Annotated in this window: 26 protein-coding genes; 11 read left to right on the top strand and 15 right to left on the bottom strand. The window is 62.6% G+C overall.

Annotation, left to right across the window (positions count from 1 at the left end):
* Nucleotides 1-63 precede the first annotated feature (63 nt).
* Nucleotides 64-369: a hypothetical protein gene (locus IGS55_RS10830; protein ID WP_034752641.1), complete on the top strand. Its 306-nt coding sequence runs from the start codon at nucleotides 64-66 to the stop codon at nucleotides 367-369.
* A gap of 70 nt (nucleotides 370-439) precedes the next feature.
* Here the strand turns inward: IGS55_RS10830 and IGS55_RS10825 are convergent, their stop codons facing one another.
* The 5 genes from IGS55_RS10825 to IGS55_RS10805 all read right to left on the bottom strand — a co-directional run bounded on the left by IGS55_RS10825 (nucleotide 440) and on the right by IGS55_RS10805 (nucleotide 3,652).
* Nucleotides 440-1,036: a chalcone isomerase family protein gene (locus IGS55_RS10825; RefSeq protein ID WP_230516892.1), complete on the bottom strand. Its 597-nt coding sequence runs from the start codon at nucleotides 1,034-1,036 to the stop codon at nucleotides 440-442.
* Nucleotides 1,037-1,138: 102 nt separating this feature from the next.
* On the bottom strand, nucleotides 1,139-1,402 hold the full coding sequence (locus tag IGS55_RS10820; RefSeq protein WP_070303217.1) for a YfhL family 4Fe-4S dicluster ferredoxin: 264 nt from the start codon (nucleotides 1,400-1,402) through the stop codon (nucleotides 1,139-1,141).
* A gap of 14 nt (nucleotides 1,403-1,416) precedes the next feature.
* Nucleotides 1,417-1,914, bottom strand: coding sequence for a pantetheine-phosphate adenylyltransferase (gene coaD / locus IGS55_RS10815; protein ID WP_034752633.1), 498 nt, complete (start codon nucleotides 1,912-1,914; stop codon nucleotides 1,417-1,419).
* A 112-nt stretch (nucleotides 1,915-2,026) separates the two neighbouring features.
* Nucleotides 2,027-2,686, bottom strand: coding sequence for a 16S rRNA (guanine(966)-N(2))-methyltransferase RsmD (gene rsmD / locus IGS55_RS10810; RefSeq protein ID WP_230516891.1), 660 nt, complete (start codon nucleotides 2,684-2,686; stop codon nucleotides 2,027-2,029).
* A gap of 69 nt (nucleotides 2,687-2,755) precedes the next feature.
* Nucleotides 2,756-3,652, bottom strand: coding sequence for a DUF6279 family lipoprotein (locus IGS55_RS10805; protein ID WP_230516890.1), 897 nt, complete (start codon nucleotides 3,650-3,652; stop codon nucleotides 2,756-2,758).
* 27 nt (nucleotides 3,653-3,679) lie between these two features.
* Between IGS55_RS10805 and glmU the strand changes: the two genes are divergently transcribed.
* Nucleotides 3,680-5,056 (top strand): bifunctional UDP-N-acetylglucosamine diphosphorylase/glucosamine-1-phosphate N-acetyltransferase GlmU, encoded by a 1,377-nt coding sequence (gene glmU / locus IGS55_RS10800; RefSeq protein ID WP_230516889.1) that lies wholly within the window; start codon nucleotides 3,680-3,682, stop codon nucleotides 5,054-5,056.
* On the opposite strand, the gene IGS55_RS10795 is transcribed toward glmU, so the two are convergent.
* Nucleotides 5,046-5,444, bottom strand: a complete 399-nt coding sequence (locus IGS55_RS10795) for a hypothetical protein (protein WP_230516888.1) — start codon at nucleotides 5,442-5,444, stop codon at nucleotides 5,046-5,048. The genes glmU and IGS55_RS10795 overlap by 11 nt on opposite strands.
* Before the next feature lie 263 nt (nucleotides 5,445-5,707).
* Complete coding sequence (locus IGS55_RS10790) at nucleotides 5,708-6,181, bottom strand: Lrp/AsnC family transcriptional regulator (RefSeq protein ID WP_230516887.1); 474 nt, start codon at nucleotides 6,179-6,181, stop codon at nucleotides 5,708-5,710.
* Nucleotides 6,182-6,342: 161 nt separating this feature from the next.
* On the opposite strand from IGS55_RS10790, the gene glmS reads away from it, so the two are divergent.
* A complete protein-coding gene (gene glmS, locus IGS55_RS10785) occupies nucleotides 6,343-8,172 on the top strand; it encodes a glutamine--fructose-6-phosphate transaminase (isomerizing) (RefSeq protein ID WP_128140719.1) in 1,830 nt (609 codons plus the stop codon).
* A 67-nt stretch (nucleotides 8,173-8,239) separates the two neighbouring features.
* Here the strand turns inward: glmS and IGS55_RS10780 are convergent, their stop codons facing one another.
* Together IGS55_RS10780 and IGS55_RS10775 are read right to left on the bottom strand one after the other, a co-directional pair.
* Nucleotides 8,240-9,106, bottom strand: coding sequence for a methylenetetrahydrofolate reductase (locus IGS55_RS10780; protein ID WP_230516886.1), 867 nt, complete (start codon nucleotides 9,104-9,106; stop codon nucleotides 8,240-8,242).
* A gap of 13 nt (nucleotides 9,107-9,119) precedes the next feature.
* Nucleotides 9,120-10,001 carry a LysR family transcriptional regulator gene (locus IGS55_RS10775; RefSeq protein WP_230516885.1) on the bottom strand — a complete coding sequence of 294 codons (882 nt, stop codon included), beginning with the start codon at nucleotides 9,999-10,001 and terminating at the stop codon, nucleotides 9,120-9,122.
* A 127-nt stretch (nucleotides 10,002-10,128) separates the two neighbouring features.
* On the opposite strand from IGS55_RS10775, the gene msuE reads away from it, so the two are divergent.
* From msuE to IGS55_RS10760, 3 genes are read left to right on the top strand one after another with little or no spacing between them, the layout of a single operon-like run.
* Nucleotides 10,129-10,710, top strand: coding sequence for an FMN reductase (gene msuE, locus IGS55_RS10770; RefSeq protein WP_230516884.1), 582 nt, complete (start codon nucleotides 10,129-10,131; stop codon nucleotides 10,708-10,710).
* A 60-nt stretch (nucleotides 10,711-10,770) separates the two neighbouring features.
* A complete protein-coding gene (locus IGS55_RS10765; RefSeq protein WP_230516883.1) occupies nucleotides 10,771-11,748 on the top strand; it encodes a DUF1852 domain-containing protein in 978 nt (325 codons plus the stop codon).
* 27 nt (nucleotides 11,749-11,775) lie between these two features.
* Nucleotides 11,776-12,801, top strand: coding sequence for a methionine synthase (locus IGS55_RS10760; protein ID WP_230516882.1), 1,026 nt, complete (start codon nucleotides 11,776-11,778; stop codon nucleotides 12,799-12,801).
* A gap of 25 nt (nucleotides 12,802-12,826) precedes the next feature.
* Here the strand turns inward: IGS55_RS10760 and IGS55_RS10755 are convergent, their stop codons facing one another.
* From IGS55_RS10755 to IGS55_RS10745, 3 genes are all read right to left on the bottom strand, one after another.
* Entirely contained in the window at nucleotides 12,827-14,071 is a 1,245-nt protein-coding gene (locus IGS55_RS10755) for a type II toxin-antitoxin system HipA family toxin (protein ID WP_230516881.1), read from the bottom strand.
* On the bottom strand, nucleotides 14,058-14,357 hold the full coding sequence (locus IGS55_RS10750) for a helix-turn-helix domain-containing protein (protein ID WP_230516880.1): 300 nt from the start codon (nucleotides 14,355-14,357) through the stop codon (nucleotides 14,058-14,060). The genes IGS55_RS10755 and IGS55_RS10750 overlap by 14 nt, the downstream gene beginning before the upstream one ends.
* A gap of 175 nt (nucleotides 14,358-14,532) precedes the next feature.
* Nucleotides 14,533-16,200 carry a methyl-accepting chemotaxis protein gene (locus tag IGS55_RS10745; protein WP_329958132.1) on the bottom strand — a complete coding sequence of 556 codons (1,668 nt, stop codon included), beginning with the start codon at nucleotides 16,198-16,200 and terminating at the stop codon, nucleotides 14,533-14,535.
* A gap of 268 nt (nucleotides 16,201-16,468) precedes the next feature.
* Here IGS55_RS10745 and IGS55_RS10735 point away from each other — a divergent pair, with 268 nt between their 5' ends.
* Nucleotides 16,469-18,892, top strand: a complete 2,424-nt coding sequence (locus tag IGS55_RS10735) for a DUF3772 domain-containing protein (RefSeq protein WP_230516879.1) — start codon at nucleotides 16,469-16,471, stop codon at nucleotides 18,890-18,892.
* On the opposite strand, the gene IGS55_RS10730 is transcribed toward IGS55_RS10735, so the two are convergent.
* Nucleotides 18,889-19,377: a DUF2938 domain-containing protein gene (locus IGS55_RS10730; protein ID WP_230516878.1), complete on the bottom strand. Its 489-nt coding sequence runs from the start codon at nucleotides 19,375-19,377 to the stop codon at nucleotides 18,889-18,891. The two genes, IGS55_RS10735 and IGS55_RS10730, sit on opposite strands and share 4 nt — an antisense overlap.
* Nucleotides 19,378-19,436: 59 nt before the next feature.
* Between IGS55_RS10730 and IGS55_RS10725 the strand changes: the two genes are divergently transcribed.
* From IGS55_RS10725 to IGS55_RS10710, 4 genes are all read left to right on the top strand, one after another.
* Nucleotides 19,437-20,081, top strand: a complete 645-nt coding sequence (locus tag IGS55_RS10725) for an ArsR/SmtB family transcription factor (RefSeq protein ID WP_230516877.1) — start codon at nucleotides 19,437-19,439, stop codon at nucleotides 20,079-20,081.
* A complete protein-coding gene (locus IGS55_RS10720; protein ID WP_230516876.1) occupies nucleotides 20,081-20,593 on the top strand; it encodes a ClbS/DfsB family four-helix bundle protein in 513 nt (170 codons plus the stop codon). The genes IGS55_RS10725 and IGS55_RS10720 overlap by 1 nt, the downstream gene beginning before the upstream one ends.
* Before the next feature lie 93 nt (nucleotides 20,594-20,686).
* Nucleotides 20,687-22,402 (top strand): NAD+ synthase, encoded by a 1,716-nt coding sequence (locus IGS55_RS10715; RefSeq protein ID WP_230516875.1) that lies wholly within the window; start codon nucleotides 20,687-20,689, stop codon nucleotides 22,400-22,402.
* Complete coding sequence (locus tag IGS55_RS10710; protein WP_230516874.1) at nucleotides 22,399-23,454, top strand: bifunctional nicotinamide-nucleotide adenylyltransferase/Nudix hydroxylase; 1,056 nt, start codon at nucleotides 22,399-22,401, stop codon at nucleotides 23,452-23,454. Before IGS55_RS10715 ends, IGS55_RS10710 begins: the two co-directional genes overlap by 4 nt.
* A gap of 26 nt (nucleotides 23,455-23,480) precedes the next feature.
* Here IGS55_RS10710 and IGS55_RS10705 read toward each other — a convergent pair whose 3' ends face one another.
* Nucleotides 23,481-24,308, bottom strand: a complete 828-nt coding sequence (locus IGS55_RS10705; RefSeq protein WP_230516873.1) for a hypothetical protein — start codon at nucleotides 24,306-24,308, stop codon at nucleotides 23,481-23,483.
* 115 nt (nucleotides 24,309-24,423) lie between these two features.
* Nucleotides 24,424-25,326 (bottom strand): LysR family transcriptional regulator, encoded by a 903-nt coding sequence (locus tag IGS55_RS10700; protein ID WP_230516872.1) that lies wholly within the window; start codon nucleotides 25,324-25,326, stop codon nucleotides 24,424-24,426.
* Nucleotides 25,327-25,333: the final 7 nt, after the last annotated feature.

The raw sequence follows: 25,333 nt of genomic DNA, 5'->3' as shown, positions 1-25,333 counted from the left end.
AATTAGATTTATATGTTGCACTGCACTATAGTACTGGCAAATTCTATAATGCACTGGAACACTATGTCTACCTTCGCCTCCGCCCTGTACGCAGTATCCGCACCCGTGCTGGAGATTTCTCTGCTGAACGCCCTGCAACTCGTGCTGGTGATCGTCGCCGTGGGCGCGTTCGCCCTGCTGTTCAAGCCTTTGCTGGTGGGGATCGCCCGCGCCATGATGCTGGTAGTGCGTCCCAAGCTGAGCCGTGAAGAGCGTTTGGCGCGCCAGCAGATGCGCGAAGCGCAAGCCTTGAAGCGCACCTTGGGCAAGATGGATGGCGTGTCGCCAAGCAACGCCGCCGAATTGCGCGCCCTGTCCACGCGCGCATAGGCTCGCTGTTGCAGAAAGACAAGCCGGCATGCGCCGGCTTTTTTACGCCCCCTTTTTCGTTCAAGCCGCTTTAAGCCATATCGCCCAGCAAATGCGCGCGCAACAAGGTGTCGGCGGGATGGGCGCCGATCCAGATTTTCAGCAGCGCATTGTAAAAGGCCAGGTCCGGCACCATGTCGCCCACCTGCTTGCCGTTCAGTTTGCACAACGTTCCCTCTTCCGGCAGCCAGTCCACGGTGAGAATGTCGCCCTTTTTCAGGCCGGGCACCATTTCGAACATGGCGCCGAACTGCATCGTCTGGCTCAGCAGGCGCGTGCGGTCGGCCTGGTCGGAACTGCGCTTCAAGCCCTGCATGAAGGCTTGCCCCAGTTCGTCGGACGTGATGTCGCGCAGCATGACGATTTCCAGACGGCGCGGTCCGGGCAGCGCCAGGATGTCGGCCAGCTGGGTTTTCTTTTCCGGCAGGTACAGCGCGATCGTGTAGACCTTGAAGATGACCTTGTAGCGCACGCCGGCGCCGTTGAGTTTCAACTCGCGGCTGGCCAGCTGCACCGTGTCGTCCAGCTTGACGCCGCCCACCTCGACGGCCAGCGCTGCTTGTGCCAAGGCGGCGCACAGGCAGGCGGCAGCGAGGGAACGGCCGAAACGGAATGTGCTTATTTGCATCTTCTACCTCCGTGGAAACCATGGGCTGTGGATAAGTCAGCACACAGTGTAGAACAGTTGGCAGAAGCTGGCGCCACGCAGAAGGGGGCGCGGGAGAAATGCTTAAGGCTTGGCAGGCAGTTCCGCCTGCAGGCGTTCGTACTTGGCCATCAATTGCTCCGGGCTTTCGCGCCAGGCGGGATTGAAGGGGATGCAGCTGACGGGGCACACTTGCTGGCATTGCGGCTCGTCAAAGTGGCCCACGCATTCGGTGCACTTGTTGGGATCGATTTCGTAGATTTCCGCGCCCATGTAGATCGCGTCATTCGGGCACTCGGGCTCGCAAATGTCGCAATTGATGCATTCGTCGGTGATCAGTAATGCCATGATTTCACTCTTACTTATTGCGATGAGGCAGCGTTGGCGGCAATCTTGTTTTGCAGCCAGCGGTTCACCGAGGGGAAGACAAACTTGGAGACGTCGCCGCCCAGCGCCGCGATTTCGCGCACGATGGTGCCCGAAATGAACTGGTACTGGTCGGATGGCGTCAGGAACATGGTTTCGACATCGGGCAGCAGGTAGCGGTTCATGCCCGCCATCTGGAATTCGTATTCGAAGTCGGAAACGGCGCGCAAGCCGCGCACGATGACTCTAGCTTCATGCTTGCGCACGAAATCCTTGAGCAAGCCGGAAAAGCTTTCCACTTGCACGTTCGGATAGTGGCCAAGCACTTCGTTGGCGATTTCCAGGCGTTCGTCGAGCGAGAAAAACGGTTGCTTGTTCTTGCTGTCGGCCACACCGACGATCAGCTTGTCAAACAGACCCGATGCGCGGCGCACCAAATCTTCATGACCACGCGTGAGCGGATCGAATGTTCCTGGATAAACGGCTACAACCATTGCGGCTCCCTGACGATGCACCAATATAGACGCGCATTATGCCTGAAATTGGTGACCACCTTGGTGCCGCGCCTCGGGTCAGGGAGCTTTTTTGCCTCATTTATAGGCAGATTCAGGCAGTTGCCGGCACTTTGTTGTAAGTTAGCAAATGATAATAAACGGTGCCCGCCTTGTCGGCGCGGATGACTTCCCACGGCGCCATCCATTCCGGTTTTTCCAGCGCGCTGTTTTCATCGAAGACCAGCGGCAAGCCCGATTCCGCGTAGACGATGCCGCCTTCCTTGAGCAGATTGGCGCACAGCGGCAGTACTTTCGCCAGGAAATCCTGCTGGTAAGGCGGGTCAAGGAAGATCAGATCAAAACGCTGGCCGCGCGCTGCCAGGCCTTGCGCCGTCAGCAGGGCGTCGCCGCGCAGCAGTTGGACATTATCAGCGCGCAATTTCGTCTTGTTCTCTTCCAGCTGACGGATCACGGGCGTGTGCGTGTCGACCATGGTGACGGCGGCGGCGCCGCGGCTGGCCGCTTCGAAACCCAGGGCGCCGCTGCCGGCGAACAGGTCCAGCACCTGGGCATTGGCCCAGTCGCCGTCGCGCAAGTGGTTGATCCAGTTAAATACGGTTTCGCGCACGCGGTCCGGCGTCGGGCGCAAACCGAGTGCCTGCAAAACAGGCAGCACGGAGCGTTTCCACTGGCCGCCGATGATGCGCACCTGGTTCGGTGGCGGCGCGTGGTGGACGGGGACTTTGGCGGGTTTCTTGATCTTTTTTTGCATGTGGATTTCTTCAATTCGATGGCGGCCACTATAGCATATGGCCCCCTCCCCCCTGCTGGCGCTGCCCCGCTATTTGGGTTGCGTGGCCAGGGAATTGAAATCGTCGATCCAGCCCTGCATGCGCTTGACGGCGTGGGCCTTTTGCGCCGGCGTGGCGATCTTGATCACCGTCAATACCATCTGCGCCGTGCTGCTTTCGTAGGCATCGAAGAAGGCCTTGCGCTCCGAATGTTCGAGGCGCTCGAAACTGTCCTTGATCAGGGTCGTGATCAAGCCCACGGTGGCGTCCTTGCCGAGTTTTTCTTGGTGGACTTTCTTGACCAGGTTCAACACATTCTGCTGGCGCCGCATGCGTTCATCGAGCCAGATCTCATTGTTCAGCGGACGCGCGTCGGACGCCTTGCGGATGATGGCTTCCTGCTCGCTGCTGAAGCTGCCGAACCACAGTTCGAATTGCTCCATGGCCTTCTTGTAGCGCAGTTGCTGGCGCTTCTCCTGGTCGCCGCTCAGATATTTCTTGCGGTAATCCTCATTGTTCGACTTGAACTTCTTTTCCATCTGCGCGATCTGCTCGGGTTTGAGCGAACGCGCCAGGTCGGCCAGTTCGGGCGCCGCTTTCAGCAACAGCGCCTGGGTGCGCTGCTTGATCTCGCTGTAATCGGCCATCAGGTTCGCTTGCGTGATATTGCCTTGCAGCTGCTTCTGGCCCGTGCGCAGGATTTCCACGTAATCCTTCAATTGCGTCTTGCGGTGCCAGTCGAACAGCTTGTCGATATCCTCGCGCACCCAGCCCTTCTGGTCGCGGTCCAGGTCGACATACGCGTTCAGCCACCAGTACAGCACGGTATCGCCATTGTTGTAGGCCAGGCGCAAGCCGCTGCAGCCTGCGATGATAATGAAAAGCATGGCCAGCACGGCGTAACGAAAGCGGCTGGAGAATGGGGCCTGCGTGTTAAACTTTTTCATATTCTTAACTTATAAAAATTACGCTCTATGAACGTTGTCATTCTCGCTGCCGGTATGGGCAAACGCATGCAGTCGGCACTGCCCAAGGTATTGCACCCGTTGGCGGGCAAGCCATTGTTGTCGCACGTCATCGACACGGCGCGCGGCCTGGCGCCGTCCCGATTATGCGTGATTTACGGGCATGGGGGCGCAGCGGTGCTGAAGTTGCTCGACGGCTACAAGGTGAACCATGCCGTGCAGATCGATGCCGCTGAGCAGGCGCAGCAGCTGGGCACTGGTCATGCCGTCCAGCAAGCGCTGCCTTTGCTGGACGACAGCGTGCCGACCCTGATCCTGTACGGCGACGTGCCGCTGACCAGCGCCGCTTCCCTGCAGCAACTGGTGGATGCGGCTGGCAACGATAAGCTGGCCATTTTGACCGTGGAACAGGACGATCCTTTCGGCCTGGGCCGCATCGTGCGCGAGAACGGCGCCATCGTGCGCATCGTCGAGGAAAAGGATGCCACGCCAGCAGAGCGCGCCATCCAGGAAATCAACAGCGGCATTATGGTCGCGCCCACCGTGGCCCTGAAGCAATGGTTGTCGGCCTTGTCGAATGACAATGCGCAAGGGGAATACTATTTGACCGATATCGTTGCCCAGGCCGTCGCTGACGGCGTGGCCGTCACCTCGGCGCATCCAAGCGCCGTGTGGGAAGTGGCGGGCGTCAACAGCAAGGTGCAGCTGGCCCAGCTGGAACGCATCCACCAGAACAATATCGCGCAAGCGCTGCTCGAGCGGGGCGTGACCCTGTTTGACCCGGCCCGCATCGACGTGCGCGGCGAACTCATTTGCGGCCGCGATGTCACCATCGACGTCGGCTGCGTGTTCGAAGGCAGAGTCGAACTGGGCGATGGCGTGCGCGTGGGCGCCAACAACGTCTTCATCAACGCCACGGTGGCGGCTGGCGCGCACATCAAGCCCTTCTGCCATATCGAGGACGCCGTCGTCGGCGCCGCCTCCATCATCGGCCCGTACGCGCGCCTGCGCCCGGGCACGGTCCTGGCGGAAGACGTGCACATCGGTAACTTCGTCGAAGTGAAAAACAGCCAGATCGCCGCGCACAGCAAGGCCAATCACCTGGCCTACATCGGCGACGCCACCATCGGCTCGAAGGTCAACATCGGGGCCGGCACGATCACCTGCAACTATGACGGCGTAAACAAGTTCCGCACGGTGATTGAAGACGACGCCTTCATTGGCAGCGACAGCCAGCTGATCGCGCCCGTCACCGTCGGCAAGGGCGCCACCCTGGGCGCCGGCACGACCTTGTCGAAAGATGCCCCGGCGGGCAAGCTGACCGTTTCGCGCGCGCGGCAAGTGACCATCGACGGCTGGACGCGTCCCGTGAAAATCAAGAAGTAAGCGCGCCGCCCTTGGTACGCATGACGCCGTCAGCCTGTCCGGGCTGGCGGCGTTTTTTTACGCCTGTGGATAATCCTGTGGAGCGTTGGCTGGCAACCCGGGATAAGTCCTGCCATTTTTCCCATCCCGTATTTTCTCCGTATTGTTGTGTGTGGATAAACATGTGAACAAGCATGCGGACAAGTGATGGATAAGCCCGGTATAAACCGCGTATAAACGGTAAAAAACCTGTGGAAAAGACGGGATAAGTTTTCTGGCCCAGCTTGCCGTTCCAGCGTACAAGCCAGTTTGAGTAGGCCGAAAAAGTATCGTTGGTTTTTTGCTTGCCTGGACTGTGGATAAGCTTGTGTGCAATCTGCGGATAAGTGATGAATAACTTATAAGTCATTGTATTGTAAGGATATTCAAGAGTTATTCGTCAATACTGGCTGTGGGTAAATCTGTGCAAAAGCCTGTGATTAAAGCGTGGGCAAGCGATGGATAAGCCGGGATAAGTTTTGTCCGGCAGCCGATGTCCATTTATTCAGAGGCCTCCTGCGAGGCCGGATGTGGCAGCCGTGGAAATCCGTGATTTTTATACTGTGGATAAACTTGTGTATAAGCATGCGGAAAAGTAAGGATAAGCAGGGATAACTGTTCTGTCCGCTTGCTTCACACCGCGATGCGCGTCTCGAACTTGCTGCGGAACGTGGAAAAATAGCTTTTCACGTTGCGCACATTCGCGTGCGCGGCAAACAGGCGGTGCGCCAGCGCGTGGTAGGCGGGCATGTCGGCCACCTGCACCATCAGCACGAAGTCGGGCCCGGGCGAAACGCGGTAGCATTGCAGCACGGCCGCCTCCTCGGCCACCAATTGTTCGAATTCCGCCATGCGCTCCGCCGCCTGCACGTCGAGCGTGATTTCCACGATGGCCGTCAGGCGCGCACCCACCAGCTGCGGCGCGACGATGGCCACTTGCCGCTCGATGACGCCGCTTTCCCGTAAATGCTTGACCCGCCGCAAACAGGTGGGCGCCGAGACGTGCACCGCTTGCGCCAGCTCGCTGTTGGTTTGCGATGCATCAATCTGCAAGGCGTTCAGGATGCGACGATCGATTTCGTCGAGGGTAATATTGTGCTCGCTCATGATTTTGATGAATTGGAAAATATATCGAGTATAAATGAAATAATATTTCACCGTAAAATAGTCATGAAATATTCAGTCAAAAATATACGGATTTAGAAAGCATATTTCACGCACTCTGCATTAGCATGCGTGCATTGATTAAATTTTAGACAGAGGTTTCCATGTGCGGCATCGTCGGCGCAGTAGCGCAACGTAATATCACTCCCATCCTGGTCGAAGGCTTGAAGCGCCTGGAATACCGCGGCTACGATTCCTGCGGCATCGCCCTGCATGCGGATGGCCGCTTGCAGCGTTCGCGCTCCACCTCGCGCGTGGCCGAGCTGGAAAAGCAGATCGGCGAAGAAGGCTTGAGCGGTTTTACGGGCATCGCCCACACGCGCTGGGCCACGCATGGCGCCCCTGTCTCCTTCAATGCCCACCCGCACTTTTCCCCAACGGAAGAAAACGCCCGCGTGGCGCTGGTGCATAACGGCATCATCGAAAACCACGACGAACTGCGCGCCGAACTGACGGCCTTGGGTTACGTCTTCCAGAGCCAGACGGACACGGAAGTGATCGCCCACCTGGTCGAGCACATGTACAACGGCGACCTGTTCGAGACCGTGCAGCAAGCCGTGAAACGCCTCGACGGCGCGTATGCAATCGCCGTGTTCTGCCGCGACGAACCGCACCGCGTGGTCGCCGCGCGCCAGGGTTCGCCCCTGATCGTCGGCCTGGGCAATGGTGAAAACTTTGTCGCGTCCGACGCCATGGCGCTGGCCGGCACGACGGACCAGATCATCTACCTGGAAGAAGGCGACGTGGTCGACCTGCAACTGTCGCGCTGCTGGATCGTCGACGTCGATGGCAAGCCCGTCGAGCGCGAAGTGAAAACCGTGCACGCGCACACGGGCGCGGCCGAGCTGGGCCCGTACCGCCACTACATGCAGAAGGAAATCTTCGAGCAGCCGCGCGCCATCGGCGACACCTTGGAAGGCGTGACGGGCATCATGCCGGAACTGTTCGGCGACGACGCCTATAAAATCTTCAAGCAGATCGACCGCGTGCTGATCCTGGCCTGCGGCACCAGCTCGTACGCGGGCATGACGGCCAAGTACTGGATCGAGTCGATCGCCAAGGTGCCCGTCAGCGTGGAAGTGGCCAGCGAATACCGCTACCGCGACAGCGTGCCGCACCCGAACACGCTGGTGGTGACCATTTCGCAAAGCGGCGAGACGGCCGACACCCTGGCCGCGCTGAAACATGCGCGCAGCCTGGGCATGCAGCACACCCTGACCATCTGCAACGTGGCCACCAGCGCCATGGTGCGCGAATGCGCCTTGGCCTACATCACGCGCGCCGGCGTGGAAGTGGGCGTGGCGTCGACCAAGGCGTTTACCACACAGCTGGCCGGCCTGTTCCTGCTGACCCTGTGCCTGGCGCAAGTCAACGGCCACCTGTCCGAAGAACAGGAAGCGGCGCACCTGAAAGCCATGCGCCACTTGCCTGTCGCCATCGCGTCCGTGCTGGCGCTGGAACCGCAGATCATCGCCTGGTCCGAAGAATTCGCGCGCAAGGAAAACGCCCTCTTCCTCGGTCGCGGCATGCACTACCCGATCGCCCTGGAAGGCGCCTTGAAACTGAAGGAAATCTCGTACATCCACGCCGAAGCGTATCCGGCCGGCGAACTGAAACATGGCCCGCTGGCCCTGGTGACGAATGAAATGCCGGTCGTCACCATCGCGCCGAACGACGCCCTGATCGAGAAACTGAAATCGAACATGCAGGAAGTGCGCGCCCGCGGCGGCCAGTTGTACGTCTTCGCCGACGTCGATTCGCGCATCAGCTCCGGCGAGGGCCTGCACGTCATCCGCCTGCCCGAGCACTACGGCGATTTGTCGCCGATCCTGCACGTGGTCGCGCTGCAATTGCTGGCCTACCACACGGCGCTGGCGCGCGGCACGGATGTGGACAAGCCACGCAATCTGGCCAAGTCGGTGACGGTGGAATAAGCAGGGCGGATTGTGTATTTCTCTGGTGGCGCGACGCTGCCAGAGAGGCGGTCGTCGCCCAGGATGCTCAAGGGCCTGGGCCGGTGCGGGAACGGTACTGCTCTATCCACTTCACCGACTGTGCGATGCCGCCAAATGGAAAGAAATGCAGGCTGACCTTGCCATGTGCTGCTGTCAGGCCGGCGGCCAGGCGCTCGACAAACAGATCGGGCCCTGCCGTGCCGAACAGCTTGCCGATCGAGACGCCATATTTGGACCACATCGATGCGCAGGCGCCCACGCCGCACACTGCGGCATAGCGCGCCAGCACCGCGATGCTTGCGGGGCCCGGCACGCCCACGCGCACGGGATGGGTTATGCCACGCTCGCGCAGCGCTTCCAGCCATGTCAACACGATGTCGGCATCAAAGGCGAATTGCGTGACGATCAAGGGCGTCATGCCGCGCATCTCGATGCTGTGGCACTTGCGTTCAAGCACCTCCCACTGTTCAGCCTTGCTCATCACCGGATGGCCTTCCGGGTGGCCACCCACGCCGATCACCTTCATGCCCGCGCGCTCGAAAACGCCTGTGTCGATCAGCACGGCACTGTCGGCAAACGGCCCCACCGGGGTCGATGGATCGCCAGCGATCACGAAGCAGCGCTCGACGCCGGCTTCAGCGGCCGCGCGCTGGACGAAGGACTCGAATCCGGCGAGCGAGGCGATACGGCGCGCGGACAAGTGCGGCATGGGCTCAAAGCCGAGTCTGCGCACGGCCCGCGCCGCGGCCAGCCGCGCGTCGTCGTTCTCGCGTGGCAGGTAGGGAATGGCAATGGTGGACCCGGGCAATATCCGCGGCGCCGCCGTGCTCAGCGCAGCAATGTCCTTCGCACTGACTTCCAGGGAATAGGCGTGCGTGATGTTGCTGGCGGGCTTGCGCATATCGTGATGCATCAACGGTTTTACCTTAGCTTCCTTGTGCCATGGCGATGAAGGCCTTGACGTAGTCGATGGCGGTGTCCGTCTCGCGTGCCCCGAGGAAGATCTGCTTGGCGATGCCGCGCTGACCTAACCGTACAGGCACGACGTCCATCTTGGCCGCGTATTCCTCGACCAGCCAGCGCGGCAGGGCGGCTACGCCGCGGCCGCTGGCGACCATCTGCAGCATGATGTCGGTCGTTTCGATGGCTTTGTGGCGCTTGGGCGTGACGCCGGCGGGCAACAGGAACTGGTTGTAGATGTCCAGACGCTCGATGTCCACGGGGTAACTGATCAGCACTTCCTGCGTCAGTTGCCGGGGCTGCACATACGCCGCCCCAGCTAGCGCATGGCCCTTGGCCACGACGAGCACCTGCTCGTAGTCGAACACGGGTTCGAAGGCCAGCCCCGGCTTGTACAGCGGGTCGGGCGTGACCAGCAGGTCGATCTCGTAGCCGAAGAGCGCGCCGATCCCGCCGAACTGGAACTTCTGCTTGACGTCCACATCCACGTCGGGCCACGCGGCCAGGTAGGGGGACACCACTTTGAGCAGCCACTGGTAGCAAGGGTGGCATTCCATGCCGATGCGCAGCGCGCCGCGCTCACCCTGCGCAAACTGGCCCAGGCGCTCTTCGGCCAGGTCCAGTTGCGGCAGCACCCGGTTCGCCACCGCCAGCAAATACTGGCCGGCCTGCGTCAGGCGCAGGTTGCGCCCTTCGCGCAGCCAGACGTCGGTGCCCAGTTGCTGTTCCAGCTTCTTCATGCTGTGGCTCAAGGCCGACTGGGTCAGGTTCAGCACGCCTGCGGCGGCCGTCAAGGACCCTTGTTTCTCGACTTGCTGGACGATGCTGAGGTGGATGCGTTCAAGCATTGAAATGAGCCATATTCATGGATGTATGAAATAAGACCATTATACTTCATCGATTCCTCCCGCTATCATCCACTTCCCTGTTGCCGGCATTTACTGGCTTCGCGCATCCATCCCTATGAAAGCAATCATGACACGTCCATTGCGTATAGTCGCCGTTTCCGGCGGGCTGCAACGCCCTTCCAAGGCTGCCGTCCTGGCCGAGCACCTGATGGACCTGATCGCCGAGGAAGTGCTGTGCGAACAACGCCTGGTCGAACTGGGGCAGCTCGCGCCGCAGCTGGCCGGCGCGACCTGGCGCTCCCATCTGCCCGAGACGGTGGAGCGGGAACTCGCGGCGGTCGAGCAGGCCGACATCCTGGTGGTGGCGACACCGGTCTTCCGCGGCTCGTACACGGGCCTGTTCAAGCACTTCTTCGACTTCATTGACCAGGATGCCTTGATCGACAAGCCCGTCTTGCTGGCGGCTACCGGCGGCAGCGAGCGCCATGCCCTGATGATCGACCATCAGTTGCGGCCGCTGTTCAGCTTTTTCCAGGCACGCACATTGCCGCTGGGCGTCTACGCGACCGACAAGGACTTTACCGACTACCGCCTGCAGGACGAGGCGCTGCTCCAGCGCGCCACCTTGGCGGTGCAACGGGCCTTGCCCTTGATCGGCTTGACGCGCCATGCGAGATCCGCCACCGCTGAAGAGCTGGTCGCGGCCTGATACGCATCACCACGGTCAATCGACATATTCACCTTTTCGCAGACATCAGGACAGATCACCATGAGCAAAGATTTTGTATTCAGCATCAAGAGCATTGTTTTCGATGAAAACTATCACCCATCGGACAGCACGCGATTGACGACCAACTTTGCCAATCTGGCCCGGGGAGAGCGTCGCCAGGAGAACTTGCGCAACACCTTGAAAATGATCGACAGCCGCTTCAACAACCTGGCGCATTGGGACAACCCGAAGGCAGACCGCTATTCGGTCGAGCTTGAAATCATTTCCGTCGCGTTGAATATCGATGCCGAAGGCGACAATATTCCACTGATCGAGATATTGAAGCCGAACATCATCGATAAAAAAACCAATGAGCGCATCGATGGCATCGCCGGGAATAACTTCTCCTCCTACGTGCGCGATTACGACTTCAGCGTGCTGCTGCCAGAGCACAACAATAATAAATCCACGTTTGGCACGCCGGACAATTTCGGCGATTTCCACGGCAAGCTGTTCAAGCACTTTGTCAGGTCAGACACCTATAAAGCGCACTTCAGCAAGCCGCCCGTTATCTGCATCAGCGCCTCGAGCAGCAAGACCTATCAGCGCACTGAAAACCAGCACCCCATCCTGGGCGTCGAGTACCAACAAAATGAGTTCTCGTCGACGGATGAATATTTCGAGAAAATGGGGATGCAGGTGCGCTATTTCATGCCGCCCAACAGCTCCGCGCCGCTGGCTTTTTACTTTATCGGCGACCTGCTTGGCGACTACAGCAATCTTGAGCTGATCGGCACCATCAGCACGATGGAAACGTTCCAAAAGATCTACCGGCCCGAAATTTACAACGCCAATTCCGCGGCGGGGAAGTTGTATCAGCCCAGCCTGAAGAACCAGGATTACTCATTGACGCAAATTGTCTATGACCGGGAAGAGCGCAGCCAGCTGGCGGTCAAGCAAGGCAAATACACAGAAGAGCACTTCATCAAGCCCTACAAGCATGTTCTTGAACAATGGGCCTCGAATTACGTTCTCTGATCAATCAAAATACACGAAATCACCATCATGAAAAAATTATTGCCTACTTCCACTGCCGGCAGCTTGCCCAAACCTTCCTGGCTGGCGCAGCCTGAAAAACTGTGGTCGCCCTGGAAATTACAGGACGAGGAGTTAATCGAGGGCAAGCAAGATGCGCTGCGTTTGTCGCTGCAGGAACAGCAGCAGGCAGGCATCGATATCGTCAGTGACGGCGAGCAAACCCGTCAGCATTTCGTCACCACGTTTATCGAGCATCTGAGCGGCGTGGATTTTGACAAACGCGAGACCGTCAGGATCCGTGACCGCTACGATGCGAGCGTGCCGACCGTCGTGGGCGCCGTGAGCCGCCCGAAGCCGGTGTTTGTGGAAGACGCCAGGTTTTTACGCCAGCAAACCAGCCAGCCGATCAAATGGGCCCTGCCAGGCCCGATGACGATGATCGATACGCTGTATGACAGCCACTACAAGAGCCGTGAAAAACTGGCCTGGGAATTTGCCAAGATCCTCAATCAGGAAGCGCGGGAACTGGAGGCGGCCGGTGTCGACATCATCCAGTTTGACGAACCCGCATTCAATGTCTTCTTTGATGAGGTCAATGACTGGGGGATTGCCACCCTGGAAAGGGCGATCGAAGGACTCAAGTGCGAAACGGCCGTCCATATTTGCTACGGCTACGGCATCAAGGCCAATACGGACTGGAAAAATACGCTGGGGTCCGAATGGCGCCAATATGAAGAGTCTTTCCCGAAGCTGCAGCAATCGAATATCGACATCATCTCGCTCGAATGCCACAACTCGCGCGTGCCCATCGACCTGATTGAACTCATTCGCGGCAAAAAAGTGATGGTCGGCGCCATCGACGTGGCCAGCAATACCATTGAAACGCCGGAGGAAGTCGCCAACACCCTGCGCAAAGCGCTGCGCTTTGTCGACGCCGACAAGCTCTATCCTTCGACCAACTGCGGTATGGCGCCCCTGGCTCGCCGGGTCGCAAGAGGCAAACTGAATGCGCTCAGCGCAGGCGCGGAAATTATCCGGAGAGAGCTTTCCTAGCCGGCTGGTGAAGTTACGCCCGCGCCTAAGCCAGGCGCAGCAGCATTGTCCGCAAGCGCTCCGCCATCCGTGCCCGCAAGGCCGCGTTCAGCAGCGGCGCCACCTGCGCAAAAGCTTTGTCGATGCGCGCCAGCAGGGCATCGACATAATCTTCCGCCTGCCCGCGTGTGGCGAAGCCGAAACGGGTCACATCAAGCAGCATGGCGTCGCGCGTGATGTCGCGGCGGCCGGCGCTCACTTGCATGACCAGCGCTTGCGGGTCGTCTTCCGTATCCGGTACGACATCGAAAGCGGGCGAGAGGCGCCAGCGTTGTTCGTCCAGGTCGAACAGGACGGCGTGGTTGCGCGGGTGGTCGTCGTTGTTGCCGACGATGCCATTGAAGACCATGCGGCCGAACAGTTCGATGCCGTCTTCCGGCGGCGCACCGATGCGCCGCAGTTCTTCCGCCAGGCGGGGATAGCTGGCGCCGTCGCTGTCGGCCGCTTCCACCGGCGGATATTGCACTTGCAGCAGCGAGGCGGCGCTGGCCGTCATGATGCGCCGCGCGCCGCGCCGGTCGTAGCGCAAGATGCGCACCACGCTGCGCTCGGCCGTCAGTGCATGGTGGCGCGTGTCGGCGAAACGCAGGCCGGCCGCCCTGCCCCATTGCATCGTCGCGTGTTCCAGCAGCGCCAGGTCGACCGTATCGGTCATCAATCCCGGTTTCACCAGCCAATAGTCTTCGCCGTCCCGCACCGTTGCCTTGGGGCGCGCGCCGCCCATGCTGGGGGTGGCGAACAGGCGCTTGCGCAGGGACGCATGAACGGCTGGCCGGCTTTCAGCAATCGCAAGCACTTCCTGCACCAGCGCATCCAGGTGATGCAGTCTGGGGCTGGCCAGTTGCGCTATGTTCGGTTTGGGCGTGTCACCCACGGCCAGCGCACCCCAGCGGTCGCCGTTGCCCGACAGGCGCAGGAACTGGATCGCCGTGGCTTTTTCGCTCAGCTGGTGTTCGCGGCGTATCAGCATCTGCCCCCAGGAATCCGGACTGGCGTCGCGCAGCACGTCATGCAGGCCGCCATAGCGGCGCGCCAGGTGTTCCATGCCGGGAATGAAGGGCAGATTGACGGGATCGATGGCCCAGGACAAGCCTGCATCGGCATAGCTGGGGGCGTACAGAAAGCTGCCGATGCCGGTGCGCGCATCGAGCACATAGCGGCCGGCCACGACCCACTCGCCGTTGTCGGGCCGTTGCAGATAGACAAACAAAGGGCGGCTAGAAATAGCCATCGTCGCCCTCGTTCACGGTGGGGCGGCTGCGGATGTTGGCGCTGTCCATTTGCCATAGCGCCGCGTCGGGCTCCGGCGCCGTGATGGCAAGAATGCCGAGCACGTGGAAGGCGGCCAGGAACAGACCCACGTTGACGGACGCCTCGCCCCGTTCCATGCGCTGCAGGGTGGGGTGCGAAATGTCGAGGCGGGCGCACAGGTCGCGTGCCGTGATGTTTTGCCGCACCCGCTGCTTGCGTACGCATTGGCCCCATATCCTGAGCCGCTCGTTGACGAGCGTCGGCATGGCATCTTCCGGGCGGGCACGTTTTGTCATGATTGGGAAGTGAACATATTCTTTACATTGTAGTCCTTAATTGAAAGGATATGAGGGCAATAGTTAATCTTTAAGGTAAACATAAAATTGAATTTAATGTCGCTAAATTCAATCTTATGTTCATATGATCGGTCGTCGCGCTCTTCTAGAATTCCTCCCACCGAGCCGGTGCGCAGGCGCGTTGCGGCGCAGCTGTCACGGCCACGCGCATTGCCTTGCCGGCCGCTGGCCGCGCGGCAGGTGTTGGCAAGGTCGCCGCTGTCACGCCGCCCAGTTTAAATGCGCTCACCACCTGCGCCAGGGTCGCCGCCTGCTCCTGCATGGCCGCCGCCGCTGCCGCCGATTCTTCCACCAGGGCCGCGTTTTGCTGGGTGACGTTGTCCATCTCGCTGATGGCCTGGTTGATTTGCTCGATGCCGGCCGTCTGCTCCGCGCTGGCGGACGTGATTTCTTCCATGATGTCGGTAACGCGGCGCACGCTGTCAACCATGTCGGTCATGGTGTTGCCGGCTTGATGCACGAGCTCGCTGCCGGCCGCCACGCTTTGGGTCGAGTCGTCGATCAGGGTCTTGATTTCCTTGGCCGCGGCAGCCGAGCGGTGTGCCAGGCTGCGCACTTCCGTGGCCACGACGGCGAAGCCGCGGCCCTGCTCGCCCGCGCGTGCCGCTTCCACGGCCGCGTTCAAGGCCAGAATGTTGGTCTGGAAGGCGATGCCATCGATGACGCCGATGATGTCGGCGATCTTGTTCGACGAGGCGTCGATTTGCCGCATGGTCGCCACCACTTGCGCGATGACGGCGCCGCCGCGCTGTGCCACGCCGGAGGCCGTGTCCGCCAGCACATGCGCCTGGCGCGCATTGTCGGCATTCTGCTTGACGGTTGAAGTCAGCTCTTCCATGGATGACGCCGTCTCTTCCAGCGAGCTGGCTTGCTGCTCCGTGCGCGCAGACAGGTCCAGGCTGCCCGCCGCCACTTCGGACGAGGCCGAGGCGATCGTTTCCGTGCCGGCGCGCACCGTGCCCACCGTTTGCGCCAGGTTGTCGTTCATGCGCTTGAGCGCCTGCAACAGTTGTCCCATTTCATCGCGCGACTGCACCGTGATCTGGCTGCGCAAATCACCGGCGGCCACCGTGTTGGCCACCTGCAGCGCCGTGGCGACGGGGCCGGTGATCGAGCGCGTGATGCCATACGCCAAGGCCGCTGCGATGGCCAAGGCCGCCAGCGACATGCCGATCAGCAAGGTGCGCGTGTTGGCATACGTGGCATTGGCGTTGTCGCCCGCCATGTTGGCCAGGGTGTTTTGCAAGCTGATCTGTTCAGCAATCAATTGCTTGTAGACCAGCAAGACGGGGCGCAGCTGGCCGTACAGATAGGCGCTGCTGTCGTCCGGCGTGCCGCTCCTGATCAGTTCCAGCAAGGCTTCCTGCCCCTGCGCGTAGCGCGTGTTGGCGTCGTTCATCTTGGCCATCAGCGCGCGTTCACGGTCCGAATCGAGCATGTTCGCGAGCTTGCCGAGATTGCCGGCCGCCGCCTGGCGCGCGGCCAGGATGGCGTCCGTTTGCTTGCGCTGGTCGGCCGGATCGGCGCTGAGCATCATGTTGCGCAGGGCAATGGCGATGTCGTTGATGTTGGCCGATACGCTGTTGGCGAGCTCGATCTTCGGCATGCTGTCATGCACGATATGGCCGGTGCCCTGGTTGATCTTGCCCAGCATGGCAATGCCCAGGCAGGAGATGATGATCAGCATGGCGCCGATGGCGCCAAAGCCCACGGCGAGGCGGGTGCCGATGGTCAGGTTGGATAAAAACTTCATGGCGGTCTCAATACGGAGGGAATGGTCAAAAGGTCGGCGGCTGCGGATTGGGGGCCGCGCCGCCAAGCGGAGGACGATCCTAGACCTTTTTATGTGATATTTCCATAGGGCAATATGCCTAGTCGCCCCCTTGGATGCACGCCGGTTCCGCCTGTTCTGCGGCTTGCGCGTGTTTTCAGCTATATTGGCAGGCACTCGCCGGGCGGCAGGCCATGACCGGCGTCGCCGCCGATTCGGCAATTTTTCCCATTTTCAGCCTTAGGTCCGCATGACTTCTTTCTGTCTCCGTTTCTTTCCCTTCCTGCTGGCGTTGTTGCTGGCCTGCTCGCTGGCCCCGCCGCCCGCCTGGTCGCAGCCCGTCGACGATGCGGCCACGGCCGACCAGCGACTCGATGGCTTGCGCAAGCAGATCACCGGTATCCAGAAGGCGCTCGATGGCGAGGCGGAGCTCGATGACGCGACCCTGTCGCAGATGCGCGCCGATGCCTTGGCGGCCAGCGCCGAGGCGGACAAGGTGGCCGATGCGCTCGCGCCTACGCTCTCCAGCGTGCAGGCGCGGCTGGCCGAGCTGGGCAAGCCGGCGGCGGGGATCAAAGATGCCCCCGACGTGGCGGCGCAGCGCAGCCAGCTGGACCGCACCAGCAGCGCGCTCGATGCGCAAGTAAAACTGGCGCGCCTGCTGGCCGTGGAAGCGACGCAGGCGTCGGAGCAGGTGTCGACGGTGCGCCGCGCGCAGTTGCAGGCGCGCCTGGGCGAGCGCACGGCGTCGATACTCGCCGGCTCGTTCTGGAAGCAGTTGCATGCGGAATTGCCGCAGAACCTGCAGCGCTTGCGGGCGCTGGAGCTGGAATTGGCGAACGCGGCAAGCGCCACGCCGTGGTCGGCCTGGGGCGGCTTGCTGGCCGCCATCGTGGCCGTGATCGGCGCCAGCGTCTGGATTTCGCGTTATTTGCTGGTGGTCACGTCCACGCGCGTGCCGCATGGCCGTTTGCGCCGTTCGCTGCATGCGCTGGCCGTGCTGGTGCTGGCGCTGGCCACGCCGGGCCTGGTGGCGGAATTGCTGGCCATGGGCTTGCGCTGGGAGGGCGGCCTGTCCGAAAAAACGTCGACTTTCCTCAGCAGCTTGATCGGCATCATCTGTTTTGCCGGCTTTACGGCAGGACTGGGCCACGCGCTGCTGTCGCCGCGCCGCGTGTCGTGGCGTCTGCTGCCCCTGCCCGATGCGCTGGCGCACCGCATGCGCAATTTTCCATCGATGTTTTCCTTCATCGTCGTGCTCGTGTGGGCGACGGAACGGGTCACCATCGTCATCAATGCGGGCCTGTCGACGGCCGTGGCCGTCAATTGCATCGTCGCCCTCGTGATGAGCACGACCATCGCCTACGGCCTGATGCGGGCCGAGCGCTGCTGGCGCCAGTTGCGCGAGGCCGATCCCGCCACCCTGGTCACGCCCCTGTGGCTGCGCTGCGTCACGGTGCTGCTGTGGCTGGCGCTGGCGTCCAGTGTCATCAGCTTGCTGGTCGGCTATGTGGCGTTCGGCAGTTTTGTCGCCAAGCAAATCGCCTGGGTCATCGTCGTGGTGTGCAGCACGTATTTGCTGACGGTGCTGGTCGATGACATCTGCATGCTGCTGGCGTCCACTCCACCGCCGCCGGACGCGGCCCATCCCGTGCTGGCCACGCCCAAGGCGCGCGACCAGGCGGCCGTGCTGCTGTCGGGCATCGGCCGCGCCATCGTCGTGCTGCTGGCCCTGATGCTGCTCTTGGCGCCGTTTGGCGAAGGTCCGGGCGAGCTGTTCCAGCGCGTCGGCAAGCTGCAGGATGGCCTGGCCATTGGCGAAGTGGCGATCCGCCCGGCCGCCATGATCCAGGCGCTGCTGGTGCTGGTCGTCGGCTTTATCGCGCTGGGCCTGTTCAAGCGCTGGCTGCAAAACAGTTATTTGCCGACCACCAATCTCGATACTGGCATGCAAGTGTCGTTCATCACCCTGTTCGGCTACATCGGCGGCGTGCTGGCCGTGGCGCTGGCCCTGTCGGCGGCCGGCATCGGCCTCGAGCGCATCGCATGGGTGGCGTCGGCCTTGTCGGTGGGTATCGGTTTTGGCTTGCAGGCCGTGGTGCAGAATTTCGTTTCCGGCCTGATCCTGCTGGCTGAGCGTCCCGTCAAAGTGGGCGACTGGGTGTCGCTCGGCGGCGTGGAAGGCGATATTCGCCGCATCAATGTGCGTGCCACGGAAATTCAGCTGGGCGACCGTTCCACGGTGATCGTGCCGAACTCGGAATTCATTACCAAGACGGTGCGCAACGTGACCCTGGCCAATCCGCTGGGCCTGGTGCAGGTCAAGCTGCCGCTGCCGCTGGGCACGGATGCGCAGGCGGCACGCGCACTGATCCTGTCCGTCTTTGTCGATAATCCCGACGTGCTCGACACGCCGGCGCCCAGCGTGCAGCTCGACGGCATCGACAATGGCCTGTTGTTGTTCAACGCCACCGGCTTTGCCTCGTCGCCGCGCCTGACGTCGGGCATCCGCAGCGCGCTGCTGTTCGAATTGCTCAAGCGCCTGGACGAGGCGAACATCGCGATCGCCAAGCCCAGCACGATGGTGCTGAGCACCGTGCCGGCGCAGCCCGAGGCGCCGGCCATGTCAGCCGTTGCGCCGGCGCCCGCACCGGTACCGCCGCTGACGTCTTAACGCACGGTCGACCACAGCAGGGCCGCCAGGTACAGGCCGACGCCGAACGCCGTGTGCGCCATCAGGCTGCGCAGGCGAGCGGCGTTTGGGTGCGGCGTCTTGCTGGCGGCCATGCCGGCGCCCATGCCCGGCTGCAAGATGCAAAACGGCGCGGCCACGCTCACGAGGCCCGCCAGCAGCGCCGGCGCGAACGTCGGCTGCTGCGCCCACTCCTGTCCCACCAGCGCCAGCAGCACGGCCGCAAACAGCACGCCGATCACGTAATGGGCCGTCCAGCCCAGGAGGGCTTCATCGCGCACGGGCGCCGCCTGGGCGATATTGGTGTGCGTCACGGTGCCGCGCGGCAGATGGCCGAGCCAGCGCCCCACCATCGCAAAGTTCAGCGAGGGGATGCACCAGTAGCGTTTCAAGGCCACCGCCCACACATCCATCACCGCCGTCGCGCCCACGCCGATCGCCAGCGCATCGAGCCAGAGTATTTGCATTGCCGCCCCTAATATTCAATGAATTGCTTGAATGTTATAAGGGTGCTAGCATAGTGTCAATGAAAAATGCCGATATCGAATTGCTCACCGGTTCCGCCGGGTTTGCCCATATTTTAGGCAGCGCGCCCCGTTTGCGCCTGCTCGAGCAGATCGCGCATGGCGAGTACGCGGTGGAGCAGCTGGTGGAGCTGACGGGCCTGTCCGTGGCGAACACCTCCCAGCATTTGCAGCAGTTGCGGCGCGCCGGTTTCGTGCAGGCGCGGCGCGACGGCAAGCGCGTGCTGTACCGGCTCGGCAGCGGCCCCATCGTGCAACTGCTGGCTGCGCTGGACGTGTATGCGCAGCACCAGCGCAGCGAGTTGCAGGCGCTGGGCCGGGGCGACCACGTGGAAGCGATCACGGGCGACGAGCTGCTTGAGCGCATGCGCGAAGCCAGCATCACCGTGCTCGACGTGCGGCCCGCGCAGGAGTTTGCCGCCGGCCACTTGCCCGGTGCGGTCAATATTCCTTTTGATGACTTGCAGCGCCGCCTCGACGAATTGCCTGCGAACGCACAGATCGCCGCCTACTGCCGTGGCCCGTATTGCGTGCTGTCCGTGCAGGCCGTGGCGGCCTTGCGCCAGCACGGCCTGCAGGCGCGCCGTCTCGGCAGCGGTTACGACGATTGGCAGGCGGCCGGCCTGCCAGTCGTCAAGGCGGCGTGATGGCGGTCCCCAACAGCAAGCGGGAACTGCTCGACGCCATCAACAGTACGTATGCGAAACTGGCGCAGGAGCTGGCGCGCGTGCCGCCGGCGCTATCGCGGGAGCCCGTGCTGGAAGGACAAGTGGCGGGCACGCGCATGAGCGTGTGCGATCTGCTCGCCTACCTGGTCGGCTGGAATGAGCTGGTTTTGCACTGGCACGCGCAGCTGCGCGACGGCAAACGCATCGAGGATATCGCCTTTCCCGCCGAAGGTTTCACGTGGAACGCTCTGGGAAAACTGGCGCAGCGCTTTTATGCCGACTATGCTGAACTGGGCATGGACGACTTGCTGCAGCGTCTGGAGCAGGCGAAAAACCAGTTGCTGGCGCTGGTCGAAAGCCATGATGACGCGCAATTGTATGGCCAGCCCTGGTACACGCATTACACGATGGGGCGCATGATTCAGTTCAACACGGCGTCGCCATATGCGAACGCGCGCACGCGCTTGCGGGCCTGGCTCAAGACCTTGTAGCGGGAGCGGCAGGCTTGCACGGTTGCATCAGTACGCTCAGGAAATTTTTCAGGCAGGATAGTGGTTTCAAGCGCAACCAACTGAAGGATCGCCATGCTGACCATCGCCCTCGCCCAGATGAATCCCACCGTGGGCGACTTCGACGCCAATTGCGCCGCCATCATCGCGCGCATGCAGCGCGCCAGCGAGGAAGGCGCGGACCTGCTCGTCTGCCCCGAACTGTCGCTGTGCGCGTATTACCCGGGCGACCTGTTCGAGGACGCCGCCTTCCTGCGCGGCATGCAGCAGGCGCTCGACACCGTGCTGCAAGCGTCCACGCGCTGGCCGGCGCTGGTCACCGTCATCGGCACGGCGCGGCCGAACTCCGGCGTCGGCAAGCCCCTGTACAACGCCTTGCTGGCGATGCGCGACGGGCGCATCGTGGCCGAATACTACAAGCAGCTGCTGCCCACTTACGGCATCTTTGACGAAGGCCGCCATTTCGAGCCGGGCCCGCCCGGCGCCTGCACCATGACTATCGCCGGCTGCAAGGTCGGCTTCATGATTTGCGAGGATGGCTGGAACGACGATGGCCGCGCCTACGCCGTCAACCCCTTCGACGCCCTGCACGCGGCGCGGCCCGACCTCGTCGTCAGCATCAACGCCAGCCCTTCCGACATCGGCAAGCGCGCGCAGCGCCACGCCGTGTTTGGCGCCGCCTGCGCGCGCGTGAACTTGCCCCTGCTGTTCGTCAACCAGGTGGGCGGCCAGGACCAGCTCGTGTTCGACGGCGCCTCGTTCGCCATGTCACCGAGCCAGGGCGTGCAATTCGAAGCGGCCCGCTTCGTCGAGGATTTTCCATTGCTGCGCTTTGCCGACGGCCGTTTTGCGCGTACCGATGGCGTGGCGTTTCCTGTGCCCGACCCGGACGGCATCCCCGCCGTGGAATTTGCGCGCCGCCAGATCGTGCTGGGGTTACGCGACTACGCGCGCCGCTGCCGCTTTACGCACGTCGTCGTCGGCTGCTCGGGCGGCATCGATTCGGCGCTGACCCTGGCCCTGGCCGTCGAGGCGCTCGGTGCCGACAACGTCGTGGGCATCACCATGCCGTCCGTGTTTTCCAGCGCCGGCTCCGTCACCGATTCCGTCGCCCTGTGCGCTAACCTCGGCATCGCCCTCTACACGCATCCGATCCGCGACATCGTGGCGCAATATGAAACCGGCTATGCGCAAGCCTTCGACGGCAAGCTGCAGGGACTGCCGCTGGAAAACCTGCAGGCGCGCGTGCGCGGCACGATCCTGATGGAATACTCGAACGCGTTTGGCGCCCTGTTGCTCACCACCGGCAACAAGAGCGAAATCTCGGTGGGCTACTGCACCCTGTACGGCGACACGAACGGGGGACTGGGCTTGATCGGCGACCTGTATAAAACCGAGGTGTTCGCCCTGTCGCGCCATATCAACGCCAGCGCCGGACGCGAACTGATCCCCGTCGCCGTGCTCGATAAACCGCCATCGGCGGAACTGGCGCCGGGCCAGCGCGACACGGACAGCTTGCCGCCGTATCCCGTGCTCGATGAAATTCTCAAATGGCATATCGAAGGACGCCGCCTGCCGGCGCAAGAAAGCGCGCAAGCGCTGACGCTGGTCGACCAGCTGCGCGAGACGGACGAGGGGCGCGCTCTCGTGACGCGCATCCTCGGCATGGTCGCCCGCAATGAATACAAGCGGCGCCAGGCGGCGCCCATCATCCGCGTGCGTTCGCGCGCCTTTGGCAGCGGGCGTCAATTGCCGATCGCCGCCCACTACCCCACCGGAGACGACGCATGACCCCATCCTACCCTGCCGACGCGGCCATCCTGATCGGCCGCTTTCAGCCTTTCCACAATGGCCATGCGGGCTTGCTGCAAAAGGCCCTGACGACGGCCGCGCAGGTGGTGGTGGTGCTCGGCTCGGCCTTCCATGCGCGCAGCCCGAAGAACCCGTTTACGTGGCAAGAGCGGGCCGCCATGATCGCCGCGACCTTGCCCGAGGCGCAGCGCGCGCGCGTGCATTACGTGGCCGTGCGCGACTACTACGATGACGGCCTGTGGGCCGACGCCGTGCGGCACGCCGTGGCGGGCGCCGTGCCGAAGGCGCAGCGCGTGATGCTGGTGGCTTGCTTCAAGGACGCCACCAGTTACTACCTGCGCCACTTCCCCCATTGGCAGCTGCTGAACCTGGAGATCGACCCTGGCGCGCCCATCGGCGCGACGGCCATTCGCAACGTGCTGTTCGAGGCGGAAGACGTGGACGTGTCGCTGAGCGCCGTGGCGCAGCTGCTGCCGGCGGCCATCGGCCAGTATCTGAAGGCGTGGACCTTGTTGCCGTGGTATGCGCCGCTGGTGCAGGAATACCGCGCCATCGAAGCGTATAAAGCGCGCTGGCGCGCGGCGCCTTATCCGCCCATCTTCACCACCGTCGACGCCCTGGTGCAGACGGGCGGCCACGTGCTGCTCGTGCGCCGTGGCGGCTATCCGGGCAAGGACTTGTGGGCCTTGCCCGGCGGCTTCCTGGAGCCGCGCGAACGCCTGCTGCAGGGCGCTCTGCGCGAACTGGCGGAGGAAACCCAGCTGGGCGTGCTGGCGCCCACCCTCGTCGAGGCCTTGGTCGGCGTGGCCGTGTTCGATCACCCGGACCGCAGCCAGCGCGGGCGCACCATCACGCATGCGCATTACTTTGACTTGAAGACGCGCCAGCTGCCGGCCGTGACGGCGGCCGACGATGCGGCGCTGGCGCAGTGGGTGCCCGTGGCCGCGCTGCCGGCCATGGAAGAGCAATTCTTCGAAGACCATTTTCACATCCTGAACCACTTCCTCAAGCTCACGCACGAGGGGCGCTGAGAGGGGGCACTCCCCCTCCCCGCGCGTCAGGACGTCACGCGTTCCCAGCCATGCTTGACGGCCGCCTTGAACTTGTCCCACGCCGATTGCGGATACGTGTGCTCCCACGTGGAACGCAGGTCCGCTTCCACGTCGTCCCATGGGCGGCCCCGGTAGCTGTCGCTGTTCGCCATCGAATGGCCATAGCGGTAGGCGGGATCGTAGTCCTCGAACCGCGCGCCGGTGGTGACATAGGTGGCGCTCCAGTGACTGCGGTAGTACTGCTCGTCGTCGTAATTGGTGCCGGGCAGGTTGTCGGCGCCGGGATAGCGGCGCACGTTGGCGCCCGCGCTGGACGGCGGCGGGGCCATGTCGGTGGCAAATTGCTGCGACCCTGGCGCCTCGTTCACGTTGCTGGCGGAGGTGCCCTGCCGCGATGGCGTATCCGACTGCATGCTGGCGCCCTGACGCATCGCGCTGGCGTCTTGCGGCGCGCCTTGCCAGCCGCCGGCGCGCCAGTGGTCGGCGTGCGCATCGATGTCGAGCGGCGCGTAGCGTTCGACGATGTCGGTGGCGCGCTGGATATCGGCGTCGCTCGCTCCTTCCAGCGTCAGCACGACATGCCCGCGCCGCACGGCTTCCGCATAGATGTGGCGGTCGGCGTGGCTGCCGAACAGGTCGGTAAAGAAATGCTTGATGCTGTCGAGCAGGCTGTCGTTGTCGTCGCGGCGGAGGTTTTCCGCGGCGGACATGTCGTCACTGCCGGCATCGTGCAGGCGGATGCGGGCGCCGGGGAAGCCAGCCGTGATCAGGTCGTGCCGGGCGCGCTCGGCCATATCGCGCGCGGTGAAAACTGCTGCCAATGTGTGTGCCATGATGGTCTCCAATCGGTGAACAACGTCCTACCAGTGTAGGCCGCGAAAAACGAAAGTGGCGCCCGTTTGCCCCTTGGAAATCGTTGTGTTCAACAAATATTGACGACGTGAAATCTCAGTCCGGCGTGCCCACGAAGGCGCGCAAAAAGTCGATAAAGGCGCGTACTTTTTCCGCGATATGCTGGGTGTTCGGATACACGGCATACACGCCCTGCTCCGGGAAGACGACGTCGGGCAGCAGGCGGCGCAGGCGTCCCGCACGCACTTCCCCCTCCACCTGCCACTGCGGCAGCAGGGCCACGCCGCAGCCGCCCAGTGCAAAGCCCAGCAGGGCCGAGGCGGAGTCGGAATGGATGGCGGCGTCGTCCTGCGCCGTGAAGGCGGCGGGGCCGTCCGGTGTCTGCACGTCCCAGCGCAGCGGCGCGGCCAGGCGGCTGTGCGCCAGCCAGCGCGCGCGCTGCAGCTCGTCCAAGGTGGCGATGTCCTTGGCTGGCAGGCTGGCCAGGTAGGCGGGCGAGGCGACGGGCCAGATCGCATATGGCTCGATCAGCGCGGCGCGGTAGCTCGAATCGTTGAGTGAACCCATGCGGATGGCCAGGTCATAGCCGCCCGAGATCAGGTCTTCGTGCGAGGACGACGACGAATGCTGGATCTGCAGCTGCGGGTGGGCGGCGGCAAAGGCGATCAGCGCGGGGATCACCGTGCGGCTGCCGTATTCGACGGTGGTGGTCAGGCGCAGGGTGCCGCGCAAGCCCTGGTGACCCTGGCGCGCCGTTTCGATGGCGCCCTGCGCTTCGCTGAGCACGCGCTGGCAATCTTCATAAAAGCGCCGTCCCACGTCGGTCAGCGCCAGGCTGCGCGTGCTGCGCGTCAGCAGCGACACGCCCAGCTCCGCCTCCAGCTGTTTCAAATTAAAACTGACGACGGCCTTGCTCTGGCCCAGCACGGCGGCGGCCGCCGTCAGCGAACCGGCATCGACGATGGCGATGAAAATACCCAGGCGGTCAAGACTGATCATGGAGTGA

This window comes from Janthinobacterium sp. EB271-G4-3-2 (assembly GCF_020858035.1).
In the GTDB taxonomy this organism is placed as follows: Bacteria; Pseudomonadota; Gammaproteobacteria; order Burkholderiales; family Burkholderiaceae_D; genus Janthinobacterium; species Janthinobacterium aestuarii.
Note: the sequence above shows the minus strand (reverse complement) of the source record. Positions and strands in the feature narration are given on the sequence as shown.

What these genes read in the sequence shown, in the direction of transcription:
- IGS55_RS10830 (WP_034752641.1), top strand. Translation starts at nt 64, where the DNA reads ATGTCTACCTTCGCCTCCGCCCTGTACGCAGTATCCGCACCCGTGCTG.
- IGS55_RS10825 (WP_230516892.1), bottom strand. Translation starts at nt 1,036, where the DNA reads ATGCAAATAAGCACATTCCGTTTCGGCCGTTCCCTCGCTGCCGCCTGC.
- IGS55_RS10820 (WP_070303217.1), bottom strand. Translation starts at nt 1,402, where the DNA reads ATGGCATTACTGATCACCGACGAATGCATCAATTGCGACATTTGCGAG.
- coaD (WP_034752633.1), bottom strand. Translation starts at nt 1,914, where the DNA reads ATGGTTGTAGCCGTTTATCCAGGAACATTCGATCCGCTCACGCGTGGT.
- rsmD (WP_230516891.1), bottom strand. Translation starts at nt 2,686, where the DNA reads ATGCAAAAAAAGATCAAGAAACCCGCCAAAGTCCCCGTCCACCACGCG.
- IGS55_RS10805 (WP_230516890.1), bottom strand. Translation starts at nt 3,652, where the DNA reads ATGAAAAAGTTTAACACGCAGGCCCCATTCTCCAGCCGCTTTCGTTAC.
- glmU (WP_230516889.1), top strand. Translation starts at nt 3,680, where the DNA reads ATGAACGTTGTCATTCTCGCTGCCGGTATGGGCAAACGCATGCAGTCG.
- IGS55_RS10795 (WP_230516888.1), bottom strand. Translation starts at nt 5,444, where the DNA reads ATGACTTATAAGTTATTCATCACTTATCCGCAGATTGCACACAAGCTT.
- IGS55_RS10790 (WP_230516887.1), bottom strand. Translation starts at nt 6,181, where the DNA reads ATGAGCGAGCACAATATTACCCTCGACGAAATCGATCGTCGCATCCTG.
- glmS (WP_128140719.1), top strand. Translation starts at nt 6,343, where the DNA reads ATGTGCGGCATCGTCGGCGCAGTAGCGCAACGTAATATCACTCCCATC.
- IGS55_RS10780 (WP_230516886.1), bottom strand. Translation starts at nt 9,106, where the DNA reads ATGCATCACGATATGCGCAAGCCCGCCAGCAACATCACGCACGCCTAT.
- IGS55_RS10775 (WP_230516885.1), bottom strand. Translation starts at nt 10,001, where the DNA reads ATGCTTGAACGCATCCACCTCAGCATCGTCCAGCAAGTCGAGAAACAA.
- msuE (WP_230516884.1), top strand. Translation starts at nt 10,129, where the DNA reads ATGACACGTCCATTGCGTATAGTCGCCGTTTCCGGCGGGCTGCAACGC.
- IGS55_RS10765 (WP_230516883.1), top strand. Translation starts at nt 10,771, where the DNA reads ATGAGCAAAGATTTTGTATTCAGCATCAAGAGCATTGTTTTCGATGAA.
- IGS55_RS10760 (WP_230516882.1), top strand. Translation starts at nt 11,776, where the DNA reads ATGAAAAAATTATTGCCTACTTCCACTGCCGGCAGCTTGCCCAAACCT.
- IGS55_RS10755 (WP_230516881.1), bottom strand. Translation starts at nt 14,071, where the DNA reads ATGGCTATTTCTAGCCGCCCTTTGTTTGTCTATCTGCAACGGCCCGAC.
- IGS55_RS10750 (WP_230516880.1), bottom strand. Translation starts at nt 14,357, where the DNA reads ATGCCGACGCTCGTCAACGAGCGGCTCAGGATATGGGGCCAATGCGTA.
- IGS55_RS10745 (WP_329958132.1), bottom strand. Translation starts at nt 16,200, where the DNA reads ATGAAGTTTTTATCCAACCTGACCATCGGCACCCGCCTCGCCGTGGGC.
- IGS55_RS10735 (WP_230516879.1), top strand. Translation starts at nt 16,469, where the DNA reads ATGACTTCTTTCTGTCTCCGTTTCTTTCCCTTCCTGCTGGCGTTGTTG.
- IGS55_RS10730 (WP_230516878.1), bottom strand. Translation starts at nt 19,377, where the DNA reads ATGCAAATACTCTGGCTCGATGCGCTGGCGATCGGCGTGGGCGCGACG.
- IGS55_RS10725 (WP_230516877.1), top strand. Translation starts at nt 19,437, where the DNA reads ATGAAAAATGCCGATATCGAATTGCTCACCGGTTCCGCCGGGTTTGCC.
- IGS55_RS10720 (WP_230516876.1), top strand. Translation starts at nt 20,081, where the DNA reads ATGGCGGTCCCCAACAGCAAGCGGGAACTGCTCGACGCCATCAACAGT.
- IGS55_RS10715 (WP_230516875.1), top strand. Translation starts at nt 20,687, where the DNA reads ATGCTGACCATCGCCCTCGCCCAGATGAATCCCACCGTGGGCGACTTC.
- IGS55_RS10710 (WP_230516874.1), top strand. Translation starts at nt 22,399, where the DNA reads ATGACCCCATCCTACCCTGCCGACGCGGCCATCCTGATCGGCCGCTTT.
- IGS55_RS10705 (WP_230516873.1), bottom strand. Translation starts at nt 24,308, where the DNA reads ATGGCACACACATTGGCAGCAGTTTTCACCGCGCGCGATATGGCCGAG.
- IGS55_RS10700 (WP_230516872.1), bottom strand. Translation starts at nt 25,326, where the DNA reads ATGATCAGTCTTGACCGCCTGGGTATTTTCATCGCCATCGTCGATGCC.